Origin of the sequence: Maribacter arcticus, from assembly GCF_900167935.1 — a bacterium.
Lineage (GTDB): Bacteria > Bacteroidota > Bacteroidia > Flavobacteriales > Flavobacteriaceae > Maribacter > Maribacter arcticus.
Genome location: NZ_FUYL01000010.1, coordinates 43,744 through 67,888, shown reverse-complemented (window position 1 = coordinate 67,888; position 24,145 = coordinate 43,744). Strand labels below are relative to the sequence as shown.

Here is a 24,145-nt window from a genome sequence, read left to right as displayed (position 1 = left end):
GATGCAACAATTTAAAACTAATGTTAGTGCTATTCTTAAAACGCTCACTTTATTAATATGTATTATAAACCAAGTTTCTTGTACCCAACCTAAAAAAGAACAGCTAAGTAAATCGGATAAGGTCTCAAAAATTAATGAAATAGTTGACTTATACGCAGATTACGAGATGTTCAATGGCTCAGTCTTAGTAGCGGAAGAAGGAAAAGTAATCTTTAAAAAGGGCTTAAGGTTTGCTAATATGGAATGGGATATTCCTAATCAAACAGACACCAAGTTTAAAATAGCTTCACTTACAAAACAATTTACAGCAATGCTAATTATGCAGTTAGTGGCTGAAGAGAAATTGGACTTACACAAACCTATTTCAACCTATCTAGTAGATTATCCTAAAATAAATGGTGATCAGATTACGATACATCACCTACTCACCCACACGGCAGGACTAACTCGTGATGGATCAGATAAAGAAAAACACAATAAACCTAAAGCTATGGTTAATCAATTTGCAGGTGCACCACTTCAATTTATACCTGGTGAGCGTTTTGAGTATAGTAATTCGGGATATACGCTTTTAGGCTACATTATAGAGACCATTACAGAGAAATCATATGAAGACGTATTACAAGAAAAGATATTTGAACCTCTTGAGATGAAAAACTCTGGCTTTTTTAGACACCGACCACTTATTAAAAATATGGCATCTGGTTACAATAAGGGATTTGGAGAATACTTTAATACGGATAATTCTGATGAGTCTTCTGCCTATGCTGCAGGAGCAATATATTCTACAGTTGAAGATATGTTTTTGTGGAATCAAGCATTAAATACTGAAATCTTATTGCCAAAAAAATATATGGATCTCATTTTTGAAAAGCATATTATAGATCCAAGTTATAGCGGACATTATGGTTATGGCTGGGAATTTATAAATAAACCTTTAGGTAATACATCAGAAAAAGTTGAAACTGTAGGTCATAGTGGTAATATTGATGGTTTTCGTGCATTGTATACTAGAATTCCATCTAGTAATGCTTCCATCATACTCTTAAATAATACGAGTCGTGGTTTTCTTAATTCTATGACGACTGCTATAACCGGAATATTATATAACAAACCTTATGATTTGCCGTTAAAACCGTTAGCTAAATTTATGGTAGAAACCATTGAAAAAGAAGGCGTCGATAAGGGTATTGAGTTCTATGGAGCACATAAAGACTCACCAGATTATCATGCAAGCGAACAAGAGCTTATTGTTGCAGGATATAAGTATTTACATGCTGAAAATGCTATATATGCTGCTAAAGTATTTAAGTTAGCTACCAAGGTGTTTCCTGATAGAGATAATCCTTACGATAGCTATGCAGAAGCACTTATGTTACTTGGCAAGAATGATGAAGCCATTACCAATTATAAAACTTCATTAGAATTAAATCCAAAAAATAATAATGCCATTGAAATGCTCGCAAAATTAGGCGTTACTTATAGTACAGACCTCTTAAAAACTAATGATACTTGGGGTAAGGAATTATTTGCTATTCCATTACATTTTGCACAGGGTATTAAACTTAAAGGTTTTGAAGATGCAAGATTCCCTAAAGGTTGGAATGATACCAATAGGCCTAATTTTTGGACATACGCCTTTGCATGGAAAGTTAATCTTAATACAGCTCTTACAACACCTCAAGTAAAAGACTATATCGAAAAGTATTATGATGGTTTATTGAGCGGAGTTAACAAAGAAAAGGATATTGAATTACCAAAAACTACTGTGGAAATTACACAAAACAAGGATAGAAGTTTTATTGGCAAAGCGAGTATTTATGATACTTTTGTTACAAGAAAACCACTTGTTTTAAACTTTAATGTGGAACAAGTTCTATGTAAAAAAAGTAACACATCAATCATAGTCTTTAGAATTTCTCCTAAAAACTTTGGCCATAGGGTATGGAAGGGTTTAAAGGAAATAAAAGTTCTAGAAAATAGTTGCGATTAAAAAACCATTTTATACATTTTATATTCAAATCCATTCCATATCCATTGCTCAATGGTTTTAGTTGTATTTTGTAAATCGTGAACCTGCCATGCTCGATTTTCCAATGCGCTTCTTTCTTTGTTTAAGTATTTGTAAGCCAATTTTCTAAATTCTGTTATTACGGGTATTTTCATACTTATTAATACAAAACATGTAGTAACTATTTCAAAAAAGGCATAAGCACTAAATATTTAACTGTCGTTTTAAAAAGCAATAAATTGACTTTTATCATCTTTTTACTTAGGTTTCTTCCTTATTTTCATGACTTAATAATAGCCTATGATCGATAATACGTTACTTGCCAAGTTAAGAACGAAGGCACATTTACTAGAATATTTAGAACAATCTAAAAATGACATGCCTCTCTACGCAGATGTGTTAGACAAATATTATTATGAACGGCTGCTATTACAACTTCAGGCTGAGCTTGTCGATTTTCAAAAGTGGGTTCAAAAAGAGGATAAAAAAATAGCCATCATCTTTGAAGGCCGAGATGCTTCAGGTAAAGGTGGCACGATTCGTCGTTTTGCAGAGCATTTGAATCCTCGTGCCATGCGTATAGTAGCACTTAATAAACCTACTGAGATCGAACGTAAACAATGGTACTTTAATCGCTATATAAAAGAACTACCAAATGCCGGTGAAATCGTTTTTTTTGACCGTAGTTGGTACAACCGGGCAGTTGTAGAACCGGTAATGGATTTTTGTACTAAAGAACAGTACGAACGCTTTATGGTACAAGTACCAGAGTTTGAACATATGCTCTATGAATCTGATACCAAGATTATTAAATTTTGGTTTTCAGTAACAATTGACGAACAGAAAAAGCGATTCGATAATAGATTGGGAAATCCTTTAAAAAAATGGAAATTTAGTCCCGTTGACCAAAAAGGTCAAGATCTTTGGGAAGACTATAGTTATTATAAAAATCAAATGTTCGCTCGAACTCACAACTCTTTCTGTCCTTGGATTATTGTAAAAAGCGATAATAAAAGGTTGGCCCGTGTAGAAAGCATCAAATTTGTTTTATCTCAGTTCGATTATGATGGCAAGGGCACTAATTGCCCAGATCTATTACCAGACCCTAATATTGTACATCGGTTTTTTAGACAACAGATAAAAATATAAGCAGCAATTATTTTAAGTTAAACGTTTTACACATGAGCAAATTACAAAAGCCTTTAAAAGAAAAAGAACTGCTTTCAATCAATACTAAAAAGGGGTTGTTAGCCTTGTTGAGACAATCTACCTTAGACCCAAAAAAAGCGATACATGCACTCAAATATGAGAAACGCTTGGCTAAGCTTCAAGAAGAATTACTTGTTTTGCAACAATGGGTGGTTAAGAACAATAAAAAAGTCGTTGTTATTTTCGAAGGTCGTGATGCTGCTGGTAAAGGAGGTGCGATTAGGCGTATTACCGAACATCTACCCCCAAGAGAAGTACGCGTAGTAGCCTTGCCGAAGCCTGATGAGATAGAAGAAGGACAATGGTATTTTCAGCGCTACATTAATCGTTTTCCACGTGAAGGTGAAATCGTATTCTTTGACAGAAGCTGGTATAACCGTGCCGTGGTAGAACCAGTAAACGACTTTTGTACGAGAAAACAATATCTAAATTTTATGGATTCAGTAAATGATGTGGAACGCATGATGTTACTTTCTGATATTCATTTGGTAAAACTTTACTTTTCTATTTCTAAAAATGAACAAGAGCGTCGCTTTAAGGATATTACATCGAGCCCTATTAAAAAATGGAAATATAGCGATGTAGATAGAAAGGCTTTGGCGTTATGGGATGAATACACATCATACAAAGAATTGATGTTTAAGAACACTCAAAAATATGTGCCTTGGAAAATTATTAAAGCGAACAGGAAAACATCTGCTAGGATTACGGCTTTAGAACATATTTTGAATAAAATTCCCTACGAAGTTAAAGACAAGGAAAATATACGGCACAAAGCCATTTTAAAAGATAACGACGAACAGCTTTAGACTTAACTTAAAACTAATGGTTCTTGTGCATAGAGTAAATCTATAAGACGTAACTAATAGGCAAGAACCAAGTGATTAAAGGTACCGGGCTTTTTAAATTAAATATTTATCCTTTTAATGGCGAATGTTGCTCATGAACCATTTTCCACCCACTAGATGTATTTACAAACAATAGGGTTATTTGGTCGTTCACGATTACTAGGTCTTCACCAAATTTGAGATGAAAATCAGAGTGAAAAGTTAAATTGGCAACCTCTCCATACACGGCAATCTGCAAATCTTTTGCATCGAATTTTATTACTTCGGTGACTGCACCAAAAACAGTACGTTCGTGCTCTTCATTGGCGGCGCCACCATTTCTAGGTGCTCCATTTTTGAATTCTGTAAATTTTGGACCGTACGCATGAAAAGAAATCAGCTTATCCATATCGCCATCTTTAATGCTTTGCGCAATGGCGCCAAAAGTTTCTAAGACTTCTTGTTTGGCTTCTGGAAATTCATCTAAAATTAAATTGATGTCTATTCCAGGATTTACTACAATTTCATTGTCATCTGAGCATGCCGTAAATAAAAACCCGAAGATTATAAGTACTGTTATTTTTAATGTTGTTTTCATAATAAGATATTTTACAGTTTAAGGGATTAGCTCCTTAACCAGAGCTTAATTTGGATGCTAGTGCTTAGAGGAGATGTTCTTAAAGCTTATCTTGTGCTAAAGGAGAATGATGTTCATGAACCATTTTCCATCCATTAGCCGTGTTCACAAATAACAGTGTAATTTGGTCGTTTACAACCACAAGGTCTTCACCGAATTTGAGTTGAAAATCGGAATGGAAAGTTAAATTGGCCACTTCTCCATAAACGGCAATCTGCAAATCTTTTGCATCGAATTTTACTACTTCGGTGACTGCACCAAAAACAGTACGTTCATACTCTTCATTGGCGGCGGCACCATTTCTAGGTGCTCCATTTTTGAATTCTGTAAATTTTGGACCGTACGCATGAAAAGAAATCAGTTTATCCATATCGCCATCTTTAATGCTTTGTGCAATGGCGCTGAAGGTTTCTAGAACTTCTTGTTTGGATTCTGGAAATTCATCATTAATTAAATCAATTTTTACCTTATGGGTTTCAACTTTTTCTGTAAATCCTGTAAATAGAATTCCAGAAATCATAACTACTGCTACTATTAATTTTGTCTTCATAATTAAATATTTATTTGGTTCTCAACAAAAGTAGATTAGAAGTATTTTCTGAAATCCTACATTTGGACCAAATAAAAGTAATTTTAGACCAGATCAAATTTAATTATAACTAATTGAAATACAGTAATTTAATTATTGCATGAGAAATTGGAAGGTTGAATGCCATATTTTTTAAGAAAGCATTTTGAAAAATAAGCGGGACTATTAAATCCTGTTTGATATGCAATTTCAGAAACATTAGAACGTTTCTTTTTTAGTAATTCTAAAGCTTTATGTAAACGATAATCTCTTAAAAAAATGTTTGGAGATTTACCCACCAAATTCATCATCATTCGGTAAAGTTTCGATTTACTATATCCTAAATTTTCTTCAAAATTACTCACACTTGTAGTGGAGTGAAACCATATTTTTTCTGTAATACTCATTAATTGCATCAGAAAATCTTCATCTTTAGTTTTAATCACATTAATAGATTTGTGTTCTATTGATTTGTTTTGATTTTCACTTTCATAAAGATCCTTTACAACAGATGTTATAGTAAAGTCACCTTTTGCAATATCACTTAAATAATCTGAGGTTTTAATCGTATCCTCAAAGATTCCATCTTTATCGGTTACTGGTATACCAGCACTTAATCCTATTTTAAATTCCAAATCTGGCGTAACTACTTTATTGTAACTGTTCAATATATCCTTAGCACAGTGAATTGCATCGCTCACCAAAGCAAAAGACATTAGATAGGTGTTTGCTTCACTTCGAACTAAACCGCCATTATGATTTGTAGTTAATGCTTTAATTGCTTTAGTATAACCTCTAATTGCGGCTTGCAGGGTATTTATATCGCTTGTTCTTAAACTTTTGTTTTTGATTTTAACCACCATCAAAGTTCTAAACGCAGGGTCATTTACGATATTCAAGATTGTATTTTTAGATTTTTCTGGGTCTTCGATTCGACCCAAGAAAGATTCTACAATAGTATCATTAACTTCTATTATTCTAGTAGGCACTGCACCATGAGCATTTTCATGTAATTCTATAAGAGCCTCTTTGCTTGGAGCTTCTATTAAACAAAAGGCCGTTTTTCTTATTTCATCGCACCAATAGGTTAGTCCGCGACAATTATATTTATGTTCAATATCTAAATCTGCTTGGTGCATTTCTGCTACATGGGCAGCTGTTACGCCGTCAGGTAAATCGTGTAAGTCTAAAAATAATGGCATAAGTATTTTACTTGTTGTGACTATTAAATAGGTTTAGCCCAAAACCAGATATTATATATCTGTAATGAGCATACTAGTATCAAATTAAGGGGGGATTTAAAAATACAGAATATTCAAAGAAGTTGGAAAAATGGAAGCCGTAAAAGTTATCTTTTAATTAATTTCATATTTAAAATCTTTACTTCGCTCCTATTCTAAAGCCTTATGCACCGTATTCTATTAATTTGAAATAAATCTTTATTTTTTCATTAAAGCCTCTAAAGCCTCAGGAGTTCTAGGTAAATCACTACTTAAAACCTCACAACCATCTTTTGTAATAACAATCATGTCTTCAGTGAAAACCGAAATATTTTCATCATGGTTATAATACCATGGTTCTACAGTGAATACCATACCTGGCTTTAGCGTTGCTTCTGAAAGACTTGGATCTCCGGTAGAAAGGCCTAAGTGATGACCAAAAAACAAACCAACTTGCATATATTTTTTTGAATCTTCAGGAATAAGATTATCGGTAATAGCTTTAATGTCTTTAAAGGTGATGCCGGGCTTTAAAAATTTTATAATTTCATCGGCAATCTTTGTTTCCATGACTAGAATTTCTTTTTGCCGAGCAGTAAACTTCCCAGAGACAGGAAAAGTTCTTCCGATATCACTTACATATTGTTCATATTCACAACCTACATCGAAAATAACCAAATCACCATTTTCTAATACCCTATTTCTACGGTTATAATGAGTGGCTAAAATTCTCCATGGCCAATGCGAATTCGGCCCTGATTTAATGATTGATCCAAATGCTAATCTTTGCGAGCCGTTTACTTTGTAGTTGCCCTCTAAAATACCTTCTAAGTACCTTTCATCTACGCCAGCCTTTATTTCTTTAGCTGAATTCTTTATTCCTTCTACTGTAATTGCTGCCGCCTTGCGCAAAATTTCTATTTCACTTTCAGATTTTATCATTCGAATGTTTGCAATTGATTCAAAAATATTTTCATATTGAAATCCAGCGTATCTACTATCTAAAGCTTGTATTAGAACCTGAACTGGTGAATGTGTTGCTATGTATTCATTAGAGGCCAATACAATTTGACCCCGTCTAGCATTGTTTACTAAAATCGTTTTATGCTTTAGCGCAGCTTTGGTCATCCTTGATGCAAACTCATTAATGGAAGCTAAGGATATACCAGCGCGCTCAGATATCGTTTTGTCATTTAGAAGAGGTCTTCCAGGAAAATCATTCACTCTAGATCCATTTTCAAACCTTAAGTCTCTCTCAGGTGAATAAATGATAGAAGATTGATTACTTAAATCTAGTACTAATAGCGCATTAGGTAATTCTAACCCTGTGAAATAATAAAAATCATCAGCTTGTCGAAAGGTCTCACCAAATGAAAATCCGTCATTTGCAGGAATAATAACTATCCCATCTTTTCTATCCTTAATAAGAATATTCATCAAATTTTCTCTTCGTTGATGAAGTTCCTCTTTAGAAAAAGGTAAATCTGTCCATTCGAAATAGGATTGAACCGGAGTTTGACTAAATACAAAAAAGGAAGAGAAAAGGAAGACTAGAATGCATGTGGTTATTTTCATTTTGGTTTACTATTGTTGTCCCGAATTTCGAGTTTTTTTAAATAAGAATGAATAATCTCATACACTAAATTGAAATCTATACTCAAATGTGTGTATTCCATATTTAAAATAGCGAAGAAGGAAAATCAACCCAAGTCAAGGTATTTTAGGTTAAATACAACACAAAACTTAAACAGGTCCTAGAAATTACTGATTTGATAAAATAATATCATATTCTAACGTAAAACTAGATTTTATTACACCATTTTTATTATTCTTTAGAATAAAATTAATATATATTCGATTTTATTAGGATATCATCAAAATAAGGTTAAATTATAGTAACGATAAAAAACAATATAATATATGAGGCAACTTAAGATCACGAAACAAATTACAAACAGAGACACTAAATCATTAGAAAAGTACTTTCAAGAAATATCAAAAATAGAATTGATTACTGCAGATGAGGAAGTGGAGCTGACAAGAAGAATACGTGAAGGAGATCAAATTGCCCTTAATAAATTAGTTAATGCAAATTTACGTTTTGTAGTTTCTACAGCAAAACAGTATCAAGGAAGTGGTTTACGGCTTTCAGATTTAATCAACGAAGGAAATATTGGATTGGTCAAAGCAGCAAAACGCTTTGACGAAACAAGAGGTTTTAAATTCATCTCATATGCAGTATGGTGGATTAGACAATCAATATTATCTGCGATTTCAGAGCAATCTCGTATGGTGCGTTTACCACTGAATAAAATTGGTGAAATCAGTAAAATAAAAAAGGTATACTCAACATTAGAACAGTCTTACCAAAGACCCCCGAGTACAGTAGAAATTGCTAAGGAGCTTGATATGAGTGGTTCGCAGGTTAAAATTGCAATGACAAATTCAAGTAAGCACTTATCTATGGATGCACCATTCGCAGAAGGAGAATCTTCTAATTTATATGATGTTATATCATCACAGGACACAAATAGTCCTGATTCAAATATGATGATAGACTCCCTTAGAATGGACATCAATCAAGCACTTAATACTTTACCGAATAGAGAAAGTGAAATTATAAAGCTTTATTATGGTATTGGGGAAAGCCACCCAAAAAGCTTAAGTGAAATAGGCGAGTTGTTTGATATAACCAGAGAGCGTGTAAGACAAATTAGAGAAAAGGCCGTAAGACTACTAAGGAAAAAATCTAATAACGAGATTTTAAAAGCATATTTATAGTTTTTTAAAAGCTATATATTCAAACAAAAAGCCGACTGTTAATAGTCGGCTTTTTGTTTGAAGTTTTTAGTTTTATTCTAAATGAAGTATACGTTTAAACTCAAAATCATTTCATTTCTTATGTTTTTGTAAAAATGTATTAAAACTGTGAATACTATTTACTGAATAGGAATATTTTATTTCTATTGTTTTACTAATTCTGATATTATAAAAAGTTAAGTTGAATAAGGCTGTAAATATTGATAAATTAAATACGTGAAATTCTAATTTAAAGGTATAATAACCAAAACATTAGTGGTTTTACTTAGGTTATGTTTTTAAATTGATTTAGCATAATATAAAGTTGATTAAAAACTACGAAATGACCGTCAATATTATCATACTTGAATAAATATATAACAAAAGCCCCCTTAATTCGTAAAGGTAATATCTCTATCTTGCTGCTTTTTTTAACATGAAATTCAGATTATACTGAATTTCATTAGCCAAAATATATTATATTTTATGGAAGAAGTAGCCACTATAATAAAGATAGAGCAAGCAGAACTTATTTCTGCTATTGATACGGTGTGGGTTTCAATATGTGCAGCAATAATTTTTTTAATGGAAGGTGGTTTCGCGCTTCTTGAAGCTGGTTTTGTTCGTTCTAAAAACTCCATGAGTATCATTGCAAAGGTAATAATTGACATCATTTTTGGTGGTCTTGCATTTTATGCCATAGGCTTTGGAATAGCATATGGAGCTTCTAACGGTTGGTTTGCATTCGATACCGGTATTACAGATACGGATATAGGATTAGGATTAACCATTTCTAATAAATTGTTTTGGTTTATTCAATTGGGCTTTGCAATTGCAGCTATTTCAATAGTTTCAGGAGCTGTAGCAGAGCGAATGAAGGTTTGGGTATATGCATTATTTGTAGTTATATTTTGTGCTGTAATGTATCCATTAGCCGCTAACTGGGTTTGGAACCCTAATGGATGGTTAGCCTTAAGAGGGTTTAACGATTTTGCTGGATCTTCTGCTGTACACGCTATGGGCGGATTTGCCGCCTTGGCCGCAGCAATAGTTTTAGGACCTCGTTTAGGTAAGTACGATCAGAACGGAGACCCTGTAGCTATACCTGGTCATAATTTACCACTTGCCGCCGTTGGTGGATTTATATTATGGTTCGGATGGTTTGCATTTAACCCAGGATCTACATTAGGTGCTGTGGGTAATTGGGAACTAATAGGAACGATTGCTACAAATACATTTTTGGCTTCTGCAGCCGGTGGTGTTTCAACCATGTTGTATACCTATTTTAAATATGGTCAAATTGATATTACAATGACGATAAATGGCGTATTAGCAGGATTAGTGGCTATAACAGCGGGTTGTAATATAGTGGGTCCAGATGCTGCTATCCTTATAGGATTAATTGCCGGTGTTTTAGTAGATATTGCAGTAATTTATATTGATAAAATGAGAATTGATGATCCAGTTGGGGCTATTGCGGTTCATGGTGTTAATGGTTTATTTGGCACCATCGCTGTTGGTTTATTTGCCGTAGAAGATGGTCTGTTTTTTGGTGGAGGTAGTCAACTTCTGATTACTCAACTTATAGGGGTTTTGGTTATAGCGGCTTTTTCATTTATTCTAACATTTATTATAATGACCATTTTGAAGAAAACAATAGGTATACGTGTTGACAGATCAGAAGAGACTGCTGGTATTGACGCTGTAACATTTGGCGTTGAGGCTTATACCACTTTTGAATAATTAATAGAGAACCTAAAAAAATACCTAATGAAAAAAATAGAAGCGATAATTAGGCCTTCAAAGCTTAAAGCTGTTCAACGTGGATTGAAAGATGCGGATATCCCTTGTATTACGGTAGCTGCAGTTAAAGGAACGGGATTGCAAAAAAGCTATTCTGAGCGTTATCGAGGTACCGAACAATCAATGATTTTACAAAATCGTGTCATGATTACTTGCATTGTTAGTGATAATAAATTAGAGGAATGTATAGAAGTAATTAAGGAAAATGCTTCTGAAAATAAAGCTGGTGACGGTAAAATTTTTATTTATGATGTACAAGATGCAATTAGGCTTAGTACCGGGGTAAGAGGAAATGATGCTATTACATAATAAGACGATTTTTCCTTAACCAAAAGCATTCTACAACCTTCAAAGACCAATCAATTCTTTAATATCTATAATTATTTTAAAGAATTGAATGATTTTTTTAGGTGTTTTAAAAGCTATTTTTTTCTTGGCTCTTCTGGTTTTGTAGTTACCATTGTCGTTTGATAAATATAATTAGCGATAATCTTTTCAACAAGCTCTTCTTTTGTTAAATGATGAAATATCGTTTTTACTCTCGTTTTAAATTCTTCAGAAACTTCGCGGTTTGGTTTGGTCTTAAATATTTTCTTAGCCCATAATAAACCATTATTTTCTTCAATACTTTGAGCGTCCGCTTTTTTAAACTTATTGAAGACAATGCCCAATTCCTTTTCAAAATCAGCAACTTCATTAACTTCTTCTTTTTGTAATATGGTTAACGAAAGCCCCTTCGCTCCTGCCCTAGCTGTACGTCCACTTCTGTGCACATAAGCTTCATAGGTATCTGGTAAATGATAATTAACCACGTATTCAATCTCTTTTACATCAATACCACGAGCAGCTAAGTCAGTAGCAACCAAGATATCTATATGACCTTCTCTAAATTGCCCCATAATACGATCACGAATACCTTGAGATAGGCTGCCATGAATAGCTCCAGAAGAAAATTTATTAATAGCTAAGTTCTTTGCCAGTTTATTAACGGCTGCTTTGGTTTTACAAAAAATAATTCCTCTTTGACCTTCTTTCGTATTTAAAAAATGAAGTAAAACATCTAATTTTTCTATAGGCTCTACCACTACATATTGATGGTCAATACCTTGATGGCCAAGTGTAGACATATCTGCTTCTACATGCACCACATGTTTAGACATGTAATTTTGAACCAGTTGTTTTATAGTACCTGGCATGGTAGCAGTGAACAATAAGGTTCGTCTAGATTTGGGAATTCCTGCGATTATAGTATCTAAATCTTCTTTTAAGGCGCTTACCATTTCATCGGCCTCATCGAGAACTAAAAACTTTAGATTCTTAATGTTAATAGCCTCACGTTTTACCAAATCTACTAAACGCCCTGGGGTGGCAACCACCACATGAGTAGCAGTTTTTAAGCGTTCTATTTGGGGTTTTATCGGAATACCTCCACATACGGCCGCTATGGAAATTGCCGGATTATGAGCAGCAAAGGATACTAAATTAGCATGAATCTGTTGTGCCAGTTCTCTTGTAGGTGCCAATATTACAGCTTGAACAGCAGTATTTTCAGAATTTATAAGCTGTAACAATGGTAAACCAAAAGCTGCAGTTTTACCTGAACCAGTTTTTGCTAAAGCTACTAAATCATCTTTTTTATTGAGTACTACAGGAATACTTTTTTTCTGAATATCTGTAGGAATGGAAATTTTTAAATCGGCTAAACTCTTTTGAAATTGTTCATTTACCCCTAAATCTGAAAACTGCTTCGACATGAAATATTTTTCAGCAAAGATAACCACACTTTTATTGGGAGTATCATCATTCTCACTATTAGTGGAATATAAAAAAACTAATCAACCCAACCCCAAGGAGCTTCTGGTAGTGCAATAGGTTTAGTTAGATCCATCACAACTTTAAAAATACGTTCAGTACCTAGTCTTTTCAAATTATAGGTAAAAGTTTTATCGTCTAAGGTAATCCACCAGACATTGGTGGCTGCATCAGGTATCATTTGTTGTGTTCGAACATCGGCAGGAAAAAATTGAATTTCTTTTTTACCAGCATTACTTGCGGTACCGCCGTAAAAGTTGATATCATCTTCAGTTCCATCTTCGTGGCGATGATCATGTTTTAAGGTAAGTATTCCGTCATTCATTGTTAAAATCCATGTTCTAGATTTATCATCTCCAACATAAAAAGGAATCTTAATTTCATTTTCACTACATGCTCTCACGTGCATCACAAGTTTTTTGCCGCCAAAACTTTCGTCTTCTTCAGGCAAAGCCAAGCTGCCTTCATATGCCTTGCCGCAATGAGATTTTAAGATATTCCAAAAAGATACTGAAGAACTAGTATCTTGAGATACCATTGGTAATGCAATCAAAATTGTAAAAAGTAAAATAGTATGTTTTAATGTCATAATAATTATAAATCAGCTTCTCAAAAATAAGTAAAACGGATAAATTAGTTTAGCCCCTTAATAATACCGGCAAGTACTTCATAATTACGTATGAAACTTTTTGTTCTATAAATAGCATTGAAGGCACTGAGCAAGTAAATCATGGTATACTACATTTCAATACTTGAGCAACATAACCTATTTACATAGGCGTTAAAACGTCTTTTTTGCCTAACATACGAAGCATTTTTGTGTGGTCCCATATAGCATGACCAATTGATTTTTTAACGTGATATGGCATACCGTATTCAAGCGCAGTTTCCGAAACAATCTTCGTTAAATCTTTATAATGAACGTGACAAACATCTGGCAATACATGGTGCTCTACTTGATAGTTTAATCCGCCTATCAGCCAAAAAAGTAGCTTACTGTTTGGAGAGAAATTACTAGTAGTAGCAAATTGGTGTCCATACCAATCGTCTTTCATTATACCCTTTTCGTTGGGTAGCGGAAACTCTGTCACAGGCATTATATGTGCTATCTGAAAAACAATGCTCACAAGCATACCCGTAACAAAATGCATAGATAGAAATGCTAATAAGATGACCCACCATGAAAAGGGTAGCATAATCATGGGAAGTATGAGTGCATATGAATAATACAATAGTTTCCATGCCGCCATGCTAACTAAAGTTTTTTCGTATTCATGTTTTTTATCTAAAAACCCCATATCTCGAAATCGTTTTAAACGCACAAAATCTTTAGTTGTAATCCATGAAAGTGTAGATATTCCGTAAAAAAACCAGATATAAATGTGTTGGTATTTGTGTACCCAATAGTGTTTGGCGTGGGGAGAAAATCGTAAGAAAAAAGGTGAGTTCAAATCATCGTCGGCATGGTCGATATTTGTAAATGTATGATGCAAAATATTATGTTGTATTCTCCAAATAGTTGAATTTGCTCCAATAAGATTGAAAGAATAGCCTAAGAGTGTATTGATTTTCTTGTTTTTAGAGTACGAGCCATGAATGGCATCATGCATAACGCCCATTCCTATGCCAGCCATACCCAAGCCACTTAAGATATAAAGTGTGAAAAGTAACGGCACAGATGTTATAATACCGGAAGAAAGCGTAACCAAAGGAGCAAAAAATAATGTCAACATAATTATAGTTTTTATAACCATAGTTGCATTAGCATTTCGACTCTTATTATGGGTTTTAAAATAGGTGTTTACCCTTTTTCTTAATGTTTTTGAAAAATCGGGATTTATGTCTCTTGAAAATGTCGGATTTGCGATACTGTTTTTTTTAGGGGATTTTTATACTTCAATAACCATGTATTCTTGACATGCAAAAATATTATATGCAAAATTGAGGTAAGTTAGGTTAAATTAAACTATTGTTGATCACATAGTTTAAATAATTGATTTGTAGTATCAATAAAACATCCACTTATGTTTATATATACTTTAACTCTAAAAGCTAAAATTCTATTTAAAATTAAGATAGAAAAAATGAATCTGCCTATTTAGATTATCTCAATTAACTGGTCGTTCGGAATCTTCCCAACTAACCCATCTATTCATTCCATCTTGGTACCATTTATCTCCTTGTTGAAATAACAAATCATTATTTCTTTCCACTTTAAACTCTATGGGTTGATTATAAATACGACCATTTTTCCAAGCATTAAAACATGCAATAAGTGTATTGATTTCTTCATCTTTGGTTAAGTCCATATCTAAGGCATACAAATCTTTAACGAGCGCTATAACATTTTCTGGAGTATTCGTATCATAATGAATTAGAGGTGAAAGTCTTATGATATGGTCGTTAAGAGACTTACCTGTTGAAGATTTAAGAAACATCATAGCAATGTAATTGGCAGTATCGGGCGGTTGGTAAAGAATTGTTTTAGCCTGATGCAATACCGTTTCTTTGAAAAAGTTAAACTGTGGTTTCCATTTAGAAAAAGCGAATTTCTTTCTTCTGAATAGCAATGCGATTTGTTTCCAATCCCAAAAATCTTGCTTCGCATCTGAAGACATCAGTGAATTACTAGTGCCAATAGAAATAATTCTAATTTCTTTAAGAGGTATATTTAATTTATAAGCTTCAATGATTCCTGCTAAAATAGGATTATTGAACCCACCCAAAGCGCCATCCCATAATTCATAAAAGATATCGCTTTCTTTTGCTTTAAAGCGAGCAGGGAAATCAAAATACTGCACTGGTGCGTTAGAAAATCCATTAATGGCCTGAGTTAACTTTACTGAATCATAGCCATTACCACTTGCAGAATATGATTTAAAGAACTTCGCACGGTTGTTAAGGGCATCGTATGTACATACTACAATCTTAAGAGATTCTTTGCCAATGAGTTTTGGCAATTCATTCATCTGTACTTTATCAATCTCAGGGAAAAGGTTCTCAAAAGCTTCCTTTTTCTTAGTTGCACTATATTTTGGACCAAAGCCTGCGTTAAATAAACCAAGATAATCAACGGGGAAGTATCGGTCTTTAAATGTGTTTTTATGAAATATCTGTTCTCTATTCTTCTGATTTTGAAATAGAGTGATAGCTTTATCTATAGAATAATCTTCAGCTAAGGCAGCTAAAACTATACTACCCCCTGAATTAGCAATAACCAGGTCGAATTTTTTAAGTATTTCGTGACCATTTAGATTTCCATAGCGGTCTTTTAAGGTAAGTAACTGAATAATGGCCCAACTTCCGCCGCCATCGAGTGATAGAATTTTATACATTTCTACAAACCTATTGTATTACCTATAATATAGGTATTGACATTATTTAATAAAAGGGCGAGGGAACTACCTTTATTGGAGTTATTAAATATAAAGAATGCTTTTGGAATTCTGTTATAGGAATTCCTTGGTATTTATGAGGATTTCATAAGATTCTACCATTTTATAGCATAAGTTACCAACTAGATTATGAAACAACTACTCTTTAAATTTTTTTGAGACTAAGAAATACTTACCCTTACCAATTGAATACAGTTAAATTAAAATTCTGTTAATAAAAAAGAATGAACATTCATTTTCTATATCTTTGTACTTTAATCAAAAATTATGGCAGCACTTCAAAAAAGTATAGACAAGCGAAATGCGTTAATACAAGCAACAATTGAGTTGGTCAATAACGATGGGTTTCATGCTACGCCTATGAGCAAGATTGCTAAAATGGCAAGTGTTTCACCAGCTACCATTTATCTGTATTTTGATAATAAACAAGATTTAGTAAACAAAACCTATATCGAAGTTAAGGCATATTATACAGCCTATGCCTTTGAAACCTATGATGAAAGTATGCCAGTCGAGGTTGGTTTTGAAGTGATTTGGAAGCGCATAGCACAATTTAAAATTAAAGAGAGCGCAAATGCGTTGTTTTTAGCACAATGTGATAACACTCCCATGATTGATGAAGAGAGCAGGCAAGAAGGTATAAAGCATTTACAGCCCCTTCTCGACCTATGGGCTCGCGGAAAAATAGAAGGTGTGATTAAACCGCTATCAGATTACTTGTTGTATGCCTACGCCATAAATCCGCTATCCTTCTTAATGATGGCACAAAATCGCGGTTCGGTTAAATTAACTAAACTAGAACTAGACCAAGCCTTTGAAGCAGCTTGGAGTAGTATTAAAGTCTAAAAACAACATGAATAAGACAGCGATTATATTAGGAGCATCAGGTTTGACCGGTGGTATTTTACTTCAAAAATTAATTGAGGATAGCAGATATAGTACTATTAAATTATTTTCTAGAACACGAATAGAAGGTTTACCAAAAAAGGTGATTCAATTCATTGGTGATTTACTTGATTTTGAACAGTTTAGTACAGATTTTATAGCAGATGAAGTGTATTGTTGTATTGGTACTACCGCAAAAAAAACACCAGACAAAAAGTTGTATAAGAAGATAGATTACGGAATACCCGTTGCCGCTGCTAAGCTTGCAAAGGAAAATGATATACCAACCTTCTTAGTTATTTCAGCTATGGGCGCAAATAAAGCAAGTAGTGTGTTTTATAATAGAACAAAAGGTGAAATGGAACAAGATGTGCTTCAGCAGGGCATTATGAATACTTCAATATTAAGACCATCATTAATTGGTGGTAAACGTAACGAACGTAGAGTGCTGGAAAAAATAGGAATTGTGGTATTCAAAATTATACAACCACTTTTTATTGGCCCATTAAAAAAGTATAAAATAATAAATGCAGAAAGCATTGCACAAGCCATGCTCAACCTTGCCAATAACACAAGTAATACAGAAGTAATTATTACTTCAAACGATATCATACAATTAGCTAAAAACAAGTAAAACAAGAGTGATTTAAATGGAATTATTAGATAAATTAAATTGGAGATACGCTGCAAAGGCAATGAACGGTAAAAAAGTAGCTGAAGATAAAATAGAACGTATTTTAGAAGCAGCGCGTTTAGCTCCTACATCAAGTGGGTTACAACCTTTTGAGATTATCGTCGTAAAGAATCAAAAAATTAAGGAACAAATTAGACCAGTAGCATGGAATCAATCTGTGATTACAGATTGCTCTCACCTACTTGTTTTTGCGGCTTGGGATACGTATACGGCAGAAAGAATAAATTACATGTTCGACTTAACGAACGAGATTCGTGGATTTAAGAATGAAGGATGGGAGAATTACCGTCAAATGTTACTAGGCACGTATCCACAAAAGAGTGAAGAAGAAAACTTTAACCATGCAACAAAACAAGCTTACATAGCTTTTTCACAATCTATTATTGCAGCAGCATACGAAGGTGTTGACGCAACCCCAATTGAAGGTTTTGAGCCTGGTGCTGTCGATAAAATTTTAGGACTGCGTGAAAAGGGCTTACGAAGTGCTGTATTACTACCAATTGGTTATAGAAATGAAAGTGCAGATTGGTTGGTGAACTTGAAGAAGGTGAGAAAACCAATGAAAGATTTGGTAACTGTTATTGAATAATATTTAGAAAGAATATGAACACTTTTAAATTTAAGAATCCGACCAAAATTTAAATTGGTAAGGCTTAGGCGAGCATCAAAATCTTTCAACAGACAAAGTTGAGAAGATTATAAAAATGGCTTACTAGTTTTACCAATAAAAGTCTAATATATGGGTTGTCTTTAAGTAGGCAGCCCTTTTTTTGTTTTTATAATATTGATGTTTTAATTCTCCTAACTTTTATAGTGCATTGTTATAAAGGTCTCTAAAGTATTAGTTTCAAGTATCCTATGGCTGAACTTTAGAAAACCAATATCTTCGCGCCCATTATGTGGATGTACCTCGGACTTTTAGCGGCACTATTTTTAGGCTTACACAACTTATGTAAGAAACATGCCGTACAAGGCAATGAAGTCTTTCCTGTACTTTTGGGCACGATATCCTCTGGGTTTTTATTGCTCCTCCCCTTTTATATTGGCTCTCAATTTTTTAAAGAGTACATGATTGATATACAATTTTATATCAATGACATTCCATTAAAAACGCATGGTTTTATTGCTATTAAATCCGCAATAATGGCCGCTTCATGGGTGCTGGCGTATCAAGCTTTAAAACATCTACCCATTACCATAGTAACACCAATACGTTCTGCAGGTCCGTTTTTCACATTTATTGGCGCGATAACCATATATCACGAAAAGCCAAATTCGTATCAATGGATAGGTTTTTTTCTAATCATTTTCTCAGTATTACTTTATTCAAGAATTGGTAAAAAAGAAGGGATTCATTTCAAACGTAACAAATGGATATTTGCGATTATCGGTGCTACTTTTTTAGGAGCATCCAGCGGGTTGTATGATAAGTTTTTAATTCAGAGTTTATCTTTAAATCCGCAGACATTACAATTCTGGTTCTGCTTTTACACCGTCTTAATTTTACTTATCATTTTAGCTTTTACTTGGTTTCCTAATGCAGAAAAAAGAAAAGCCTTTAAATGGCGTTGGTCAATTCCTTTGGTTGGGGTTTTATTACAAATAGCCGATTATTTTTATTTTAAGGCATTACAAGATCCTGATGCATTGATTATGTTGCTTTCTGCCATTAAACGCAGTCAGATATTGATAGCAGTAGTAATAGGTGGAGTATTATTTAAAGAACAAAATAAACGAAAAAAGTTAGTACCCCTAGCGGGGATAATGGCAGGTGTTTTTCTAATTCTGTACTCCTAATAAACTAGCGATTTTGAGAGTGGTAATTATAAAAATGGTGCTAATACACGATTTTCCCCATTCGTTGGCAGTATATTTGTTGAATTATTAGCCTTTACTTAGGTTAAGTAATTTCATATGTTAATAGTTATGTCGTTTAAAAAACTGAATCCTTATTTATTAGAAATGTTAGAGCGTTTTTCAATTGAAGAACCTACACCTTTTCAAAAAAGTAGCATTCCTATCATAAAAAGTGGGTCAAATGTATATTGTACCGCACCAAAGGACAGTGGAAAAACGACTACCCTTATCCTTACCACACTACAAATATTAAAATGTGAAGCGGTAGGTAATGCACCCAGAGCTGTTGTGGTTGTTGAGAATAAAGAAAAGGTACTTGAACTTTACGATGAATTTTTACGGTATACTAAGTATTCTTCACTACGAGTGTATGCTAGCTATAAGGAGTTACACATCGACATTCAAAAATCGGAAATATTTGAAGGTATAGACATACTCATAACGACACCTACTACCCTACACAAATTGTTTCTTTTAAATGGTGTAAGTACTTCGCAATTAAAAATTTGTAGTATTGACGATGGAGGTTTTCTGACACAAAAATCAGATTACACAGCTATGATTACGGTGGCTCAGAGTATTATGAAATGTCAGTATGTATTGTATTCTGAAAAAATGAATCCGAAATTAAAACGCTTCGAAGAGTTCTTTATGGAACGTGCGCAACATGTAAAAATTTAGTACACAAATAGATATGTTTAAATTTGAATATGGTAAATAATACCTACCCTACTATTCTGTTGAATTAGAAGTTGATATTTCTTCTTTCATATCCATGCCTTTAACACAAGACACAACCACTAAAAGTAAAATGCTTGAAATAAGACTAATTCTACTAGTTATAGATTTCATTATTGGCATTATTTAGTTATTAAGTAATAACGGAATTGGTCAATGACTTATTATATCGACCAACAATTATCGTTGGGTTACAATTAATTACATAATAGGGTGTTTAGCATATTGAATTTACGAAAAAAAGTAAAAGCAGAATGTAGCTTCTCGATTTTTTAGGTGTACGGTATATAATTTAATTGAAACCGGAGTTTTCTACTTAGACCTCCATTTGTTTTATATAACCATGATAATTAAGTTTTTTAATAGTGCTATTATACCCTATTTCAAAAATGGTTTCAATATATCTCATATCGAATGTAGCAAATGAGCTTAATTCTTCTGGTGAAATCACCAAGTCACATTGTACGAATTTTGCTATAGAATCCGAAACAGATTTTATTTTATAAGCCCTATCTACAACATTGTACGAATGTTTTAAGTCTTTAGGTTTAATGCTTTTTAATGGATTAACATAACTACCAATAATTTTATCGCAATGAGAAAGTAAGGGTTCAATTGGGAAATTGTTAAGCACTCCACCATCCACATAAAAAGAGCCATTAATAACGATTGGTGAAAAGACTCCAGGAAAAGTGGCTGACGCCAATACTGGCTTTATTAATTCTCCTTTTTGAAAAATAACAAGATTACCTTTAATTATATCTGTTGCGGTAATAAACAGAGATTTCGGTAATGATTCGAAAGTGTCTTTTGGAAAGAACTTTTTAAACTCATCATAAAATTTTTCAGTATCGAGAAATCCTGGTTTATTACGAGCAAATCTATAAGCATGAAATATAGGAATAACTTTAAAAAACTCTAAAATATCGGGCCATTTTATACCACCCGCATATAAAGCACCTACAATTGCCCCGGCACTTGTGCCAGAAATATGCGTGGGAGATATACCATATTCTTCCAACGCTTTTATAACCCCTATATGAGCAACACCCCTAATGCCTCCTCCTGATAAAACTAATCCAGTATTCATTTTATATGCTTTTTATGACCTTAACTAATAAAAGAAAGAATCACTTTTTTGCGACTATTATAAATTAGACTAAACCGCCATCGATTTCTACATTCTCTAGGCAACCACCACGATTGTAGTAAATATTTTCGAATGTGTATTCAACTGTTAGATCAATCTGTTCTGGATTTAAACCAACTAAATCTACTATAGTGTTATAAATTAAAGGAGATTTTAATACCCTCTACAATCATACCGGTACCTATAATAGCTATGATTAAACCCATTATTTTACCAATTACGGAAATAACATTATACCCAACTATTTTAAGAATAAGGTCACTTAACTTAAACGTGAAATAAGTTATTAAACTCATAAGTCCAAAAATAGCTATCACTAAAAATATTTGAATGGGCTCAACTTTAGACACAAAATTCATAGAGGTAACAATCGTACCAGGACCTGCCAAAATTGGTATTGCCAGTGGAGATACCGCTATGTTCTCATCAATGTGCACGTCATTAATACTTTTTACACTTGATTGCTTTGATTGAAGCATATCAAAACCAATATAAAAAATTAAGATACCTCCTGTAATTTTAAATGCGGGTATACTAATATTGAAAAGTTCAAAAATAAATTTACCTAAAAGCACAAAAACGGTTACAATGATAAACGCAATAATATTCGCTCTTTTGTTTATATCTTGTTTTGTTTTTTCATCTGCACCTTGTGTTAATGACAAAAAAAGCGTCATGTTCGATATAGGGTTAGTGATAGCGAAAAAACCAGTAAATACAGTGATTGAGAAAGTAATTAAGTTATCCATTTGCTGTTAAATTATCTGTCCAAAAAAAGCGATGGAAAGTTTCAAAAGGAACAACTTCACCGATTTTTTTCAAAGTGCAAAATTACTTGAATTTTGTGACGTGCAACAGTGTTGTATTATAAAGCATTATCAAAATTAAATGCTTATAATTCATAGTATCAAAATGCACCTATATAAACTGGTGCATTCATATCAATCTAATTTAATAGGGTTACTTGCAAGTAATAATATTTTAAAATGCCTTAATAGATTGGTTATAGTTCAGATTCTTCTTTACTAAAACCAAAAGCAACCATATAAACTAAACCGTATTAGTCGGTATCAAAACTAAATTTATCTTTTAATTAAGCCTCAACTTTATTTTGATGAAAGCCTTCAATTGGGCAACTATCATTTCCTCTTGTAAATGCTTAAAATCTTCCATCAAAGTCATTATATAAGCTGCCGTTAATCGTAAAATATGCATAAACTACTTTTACTGGAAATTTAGTGCCAGTACACACTTCTATTACCAATTGAGGTAAAATGGTAAGTGAGGAAAAGGAAAGGTTAAAGAATAATAATATTCAATGCGCTTTATGCTGTTTTATATTTTATTGTATATTTTTTTAATTAATTAAACCTATGTTAAAAAATGAATGTTCATTCTTTATTGTAATACCTTTGAATAACAATTAGAAATAAATACGAAAGCTTGAGTTTAGCTACGTAGTGTAAAGGTCAACTCTTTAACTATAACAAACTTTAGTGAATGAATTATTAATGAGGTAAATATATTTATAATGATTAAGTCAATAAATTTAAAACAACGCCCAATCGGTACTCCTACCCTAGCAGATTTCGAATTTAAAGAGCAGGAAAATAACGTAACATTATCTGAAGGAGAAATTCTTTTACATTCTACATATATCTCAGTAGACCCCTATTTACGTGGCCGAATGAGCGATTCTAAATCTTATATACCCCCTTTCGAAGTAGGGCAGCCTATTAGTTCAGGTGTAGTTGCAGAAGTTATTGAAACCAAAAATGATAACTTTAAAAAAGGTGATTTTGTAGCTGGAATGTTACCATGGAAAACGCAACAAGCTTCTAATGGTGAAGGTTTACAGAAAGTAGATAAAAATAAGGCTCCTTTAAGTGTCTATTTAGGTATCGTAGGTATGACCGGCTTAACCGCCTTTTTAGGACTCCATGAAATTGGAAAACCTAAAAAAGGAGAAACTTTGGTCGTGTCTGGTGCGGCAGGTGCCGTAGGTAGTGTTGTTGGTCAAATAGGTAAAATACTTGGCCTTAATGTTATTGGTATTGCTGGGTCGGATGAGAAAGTGAATATGTTGACTTCAGAACTTGGTTTTGACCACGGTATTAATTACAAAACCACAAAAGATATGAAGTCTGCTATTCAAAAAGCAGCTCCCAATGGTGTAGATATTTATTTTGATAATGTTGGCGGACCAATTTCTGATGCGGTGTTGTTCAGTATAAACAGATTTGCACGTATGATTATTTGTGGAGCAATATCGGTTTACAATAATACCGAATTACCAACAGGTCTAAGCGTACAGCCTTTCTTAGTGAAGAATAGCGCCTTAATGCAAGGGTTTATTGTTTCAAATTATGCGGATAAATTCCCAGAAGCCATGAAGCATTTAGTTACTTGGTTAGGTGAAGGTAAATTGACTTACAAAGAAACAATTGTAGAAGGTTTCGAAAACACTCCCCAAGCATTTTTAGATATGATGGCAGGGAAAAATAAAGGAAAAATGATAGTTAAGGTTTAACAAAGCAATT

Annotated in this window: 23 protein-coding genes; 12 read left to right on the top strand and 11 right to left on the bottom strand. The window is 33.3% G+C overall.

Annotation, left to right across the window (positions count from 1 at the left end; genetic code table 11):
• The first annotated feature begins 1 nt into the window (after position 1).
• Positions 2 to 1,993, top strand: a complete 1,992-nt coding sequence (locus B5X55_RS15025) for a serine hydrolase (RefSeq protein WP_079513455.1) — start codon at positions 2 to 4, stop codon at positions 1,991 to 1,993.
• Here the strand turns inward: B5X55_RS15025 and B5X55_RS18815 are convergent.
• Complete coding sequence (locus B5X55_RS18815) at positions 1,990 to 2,166, bottom strand: hypothetical protein (protein ID WP_159447557.1); 177 nt, start codon at positions 2,164 to 2,166, stop codon at positions 1,990 to 1,992. The genes B5X55_RS15025 and B5X55_RS18815 overlap by 4 nt on opposite strands.
• A gap of 145 nt (positions 2,167 to 2,311) precedes the next feature.
• On the opposite strand from B5X55_RS18815, the gene ppk2 (B5X55_RS15020) reads away from it, so the two are divergent.
• The gene (gene ppk2 / locus B5X55_RS15020) at positions 2,312 to 3,160 is read left to right on the top strand and encodes a polyphosphate kinase 2 (RefSeq protein ID WP_079513454.1); all 849 of its coding nucleotides are present in this window, start codon (positions 2,312 to 2,314) and stop codon (positions 3,158 to 3,160) included.
• Between the two features lie 32 nt (positions 3,161 to 3,192).
• Complete coding sequence (gene ppk2 / locus B5X55_RS15015; protein WP_079513453.1) at positions 3,193 to 4,029, top strand: polyphosphate kinase 2; 837 nt, start codon at positions 3,193 to 3,195, stop codon at positions 4,027 to 4,029.
• A gap of 106 nt (positions 4,030 to 4,135) precedes the next feature.
• On the opposite strand, the gene B5X55_RS15010 is transcribed toward ppk2 (B5X55_RS15015), so the two are convergent.
• The 4 genes from B5X55_RS15010 to B5X55_RS14995 all read right to left on the bottom strand — a co-directional run bounded on the left by B5X55_RS15010 (position 4,136) and on the right by B5X55_RS14995 (position 8,047).
• Positions 4,136 to 4,645: a nuclear transport factor 2 family protein gene (locus tag B5X55_RS15010; protein ID WP_079513452.1), complete on the bottom strand. Its 510-nt coding sequence runs from the start codon at positions 4,643 to 4,645 to the stop codon at positions 4,136 to 4,138.
• Between the two features lie 79 nt (positions 4,646 to 4,724).
• On the bottom strand, positions 4,725 to 5,234 hold the full coding sequence (locus tag B5X55_RS15005; protein WP_079513451.1) for a nuclear transport factor 2 family protein: 510 nt from the start codon (positions 5,232 to 5,234) through the stop codon (positions 4,725 to 4,727).
• 128 nt (positions 5,235 to 5,362) lie between these two features.
• Positions 5,363 to 6,454 (bottom strand): nickel-binding protein, encoded by a 1,092-nt coding sequence (locus B5X55_RS15000; RefSeq protein WP_079513450.1) that lies wholly within the window; start codon positions 6,452 to 6,454, stop codon positions 5,363 to 5,365.
• Between the two features lie 237 nt (positions 6,455 to 6,691).
• A complete protein-coding gene (locus tag B5X55_RS14995) occupies positions 6,692 to 8,047 on the bottom strand; it encodes a M24 family metallopeptidase (RefSeq protein WP_079513449.1) in 1,356 nt (451 codons plus the stop codon).
• A gap of 345 nt (positions 8,048 to 8,392) precedes the next feature.
• On the opposite strand from B5X55_RS14995, the gene B5X55_RS14990 reads away from it, so the two are divergent.
• The 3 genes from B5X55_RS14990 (at position 8,393) to B5X55_RS14980 (ending at position 11,383) form a co-directional block, all read left to right on the top strand.
• Positions 8,393 to 9,253, top strand: a complete 861-nt coding sequence (locus B5X55_RS14990; RefSeq protein ID WP_079513448.1) for a sigma-70 family RNA polymerase sigma factor — start codon at positions 8,393 to 8,395, stop codon at positions 9,251 to 9,253.
• 504 nt (positions 9,254 to 9,757) lie between these two features.
• Complete coding sequence (locus B5X55_RS14985) at positions 9,758 to 11,014, top strand: ammonium transporter (protein ID WP_200811624.1); 1,257 nt, start codon at positions 9,758 to 9,760, stop codon at positions 11,012 to 11,014.
• Positions 11,015 to 11,041: 27 nt separating this feature from the next.
• Positions 11,042 to 11,383, top strand: a complete 342-nt coding sequence (locus tag B5X55_RS14980; RefSeq protein WP_079513447.1) for a P-II family nitrogen regulator — start codon at positions 11,042 to 11,044, stop codon at positions 11,381 to 11,383.
• 113 nt (positions 11,384 to 11,496) lie between these two features.
• Here the strand turns inward: B5X55_RS14980 and B5X55_RS14975 are convergent, their stop codons facing one another.
• The 4 genes from B5X55_RS14975 to B5X55_RS14960 form a co-directional block, all read right to left on the bottom strand.
• Positions 11,497 to 12,828, bottom strand: a complete 1,332-nt coding sequence (locus B5X55_RS14975; protein WP_079513446.1) for a DEAD/DEAH box helicase — start codon at positions 12,826 to 12,828, stop codon at positions 11,497 to 11,499.
• A gap of 77 nt (positions 12,829 to 12,905) precedes the next feature.
• Complete coding sequence (locus B5X55_RS14970) at positions 12,906 to 13,475, bottom strand: hypothetical protein (RefSeq protein ID WP_079513445.1); 570 nt, start codon at positions 13,473 to 13,475, stop codon at positions 12,906 to 12,908.
• A gap of 181 nt (positions 13,476 to 13,656) precedes the next feature.
• Positions 13,657 to 14,619: a fatty acid desaturase family protein gene (locus B5X55_RS14965; RefSeq protein WP_234999754.1), complete on the bottom strand. Its 963-nt coding sequence runs from the start codon at positions 14,617 to 14,619 to the stop codon at positions 13,657 to 13,659.
• A gap of 375 nt (positions 14,620 to 14,994) precedes the next feature.
• Positions 14,995 to 16,221: a patatin-like phospholipase family protein gene (locus B5X55_RS14960; RefSeq protein ID WP_079513443.1), complete on the bottom strand. Its 1,227-nt coding sequence runs from the start codon at positions 16,219 to 16,221 to the stop codon at positions 14,995 to 14,997.
• A gap of 327 nt (positions 16,222 to 16,548) precedes the next feature.
• Between B5X55_RS14960 and B5X55_RS14955 the strand changes: the two genes are divergently transcribed.
• The 5 genes from B5X55_RS14955 to B5X55_RS14935 all read left to right on the top strand — a co-directional run bounded on the left by B5X55_RS14955 (position 16,549) and on the right by B5X55_RS14935 (position 20,398).
• A complete protein-coding gene (locus B5X55_RS14955; RefSeq protein WP_079513442.1) occupies positions 16,549 to 17,127 on the top strand; it encodes a TetR/AcrR family transcriptional regulator in 579 nt (192 codons plus the stop codon).
• 7 nt (positions 17,128 to 17,134) lie between these two features.
• On the top strand, positions 17,135 to 17,800 hold the full coding sequence (locus B5X55_RS14950; RefSeq protein ID WP_079513441.1) for a Rossmann-fold NAD(P)-binding domain-containing protein: 666 nt from the start codon (positions 17,135 to 17,137) through the stop codon (positions 17,798 to 17,800).
• A gap of 16 nt (positions 17,801 to 17,816) precedes the next feature.
• The gene (locus B5X55_RS14945; RefSeq protein WP_079513440.1) at positions 17,817 to 18,449 is read left to right on the top strand and encodes an NAD(P)H-dependent oxidoreductase; all 633 of its coding nucleotides are present in this window, start codon (positions 17,817 to 17,819) and stop codon (positions 18,447 to 18,449) included.
• Positions 18,450 to 18,757: 308 nt separating this feature from the next.
• Positions 18,758 to 19,657 (top strand): DMT family transporter, encoded by a 900-nt coding sequence (locus B5X55_RS14940; RefSeq protein WP_079513439.1) that lies wholly within the window; start codon positions 18,758 to 18,760, stop codon positions 19,655 to 19,657.
• A 129-nt stretch (positions 19,658 to 19,786) separates the two neighbouring features.
• Positions 19,787 to 20,398 (top strand): DEAD/DEAH box helicase, encoded by a 612-nt coding sequence (locus B5X55_RS14935; RefSeq protein ID WP_079513438.1) that lies wholly within the window; start codon positions 19,787 to 19,789, stop codon positions 20,396 to 20,398.
• Between the two features lie 373 nt (positions 20,399 to 20,771).
• On the opposite strand, the gene B5X55_RS14930 is transcribed toward B5X55_RS14935, so the two are convergent.
• Both B5X55_RS14930 and B5X55_RS14925 read right to left on the bottom strand, forming a co-directional pair.
• Positions 20,772 to 21,545 carry a patatin-like phospholipase family protein gene (locus tag B5X55_RS14930; protein ID WP_079513437.1) on the bottom strand — a complete coding sequence of 258 codons (774 nt, stop codon included), beginning with the start codon at positions 21,543 to 21,545 and terminating at the stop codon, positions 20,772 to 20,774.
• A gap of 194 nt (positions 21,546 to 21,739) precedes the next feature.
• Complete coding sequence (locus tag B5X55_RS14925; protein WP_079513436.1) at positions 21,740 to 22,354, bottom strand: MarC family protein; 615 nt, start codon at positions 22,352 to 22,354, stop codon at positions 21,740 to 21,742.
• Positions 22,355 to 23,136: 782 nt separating this feature from the next.
• On the opposite strand from B5X55_RS14925, the gene B5X55_RS14920 reads away from it, so the two are divergent.
• Positions 23,137 to 24,135, top strand: coding sequence for an NADP-dependent oxidoreductase (locus B5X55_RS14920; protein WP_079513435.1), 999 nt, complete (start codon positions 23,137 to 23,139; stop codon positions 24,133 to 24,135).
• The last annotated feature ends 10 nt before the right edge of the window (positions 24,136 to 24,145 follow it).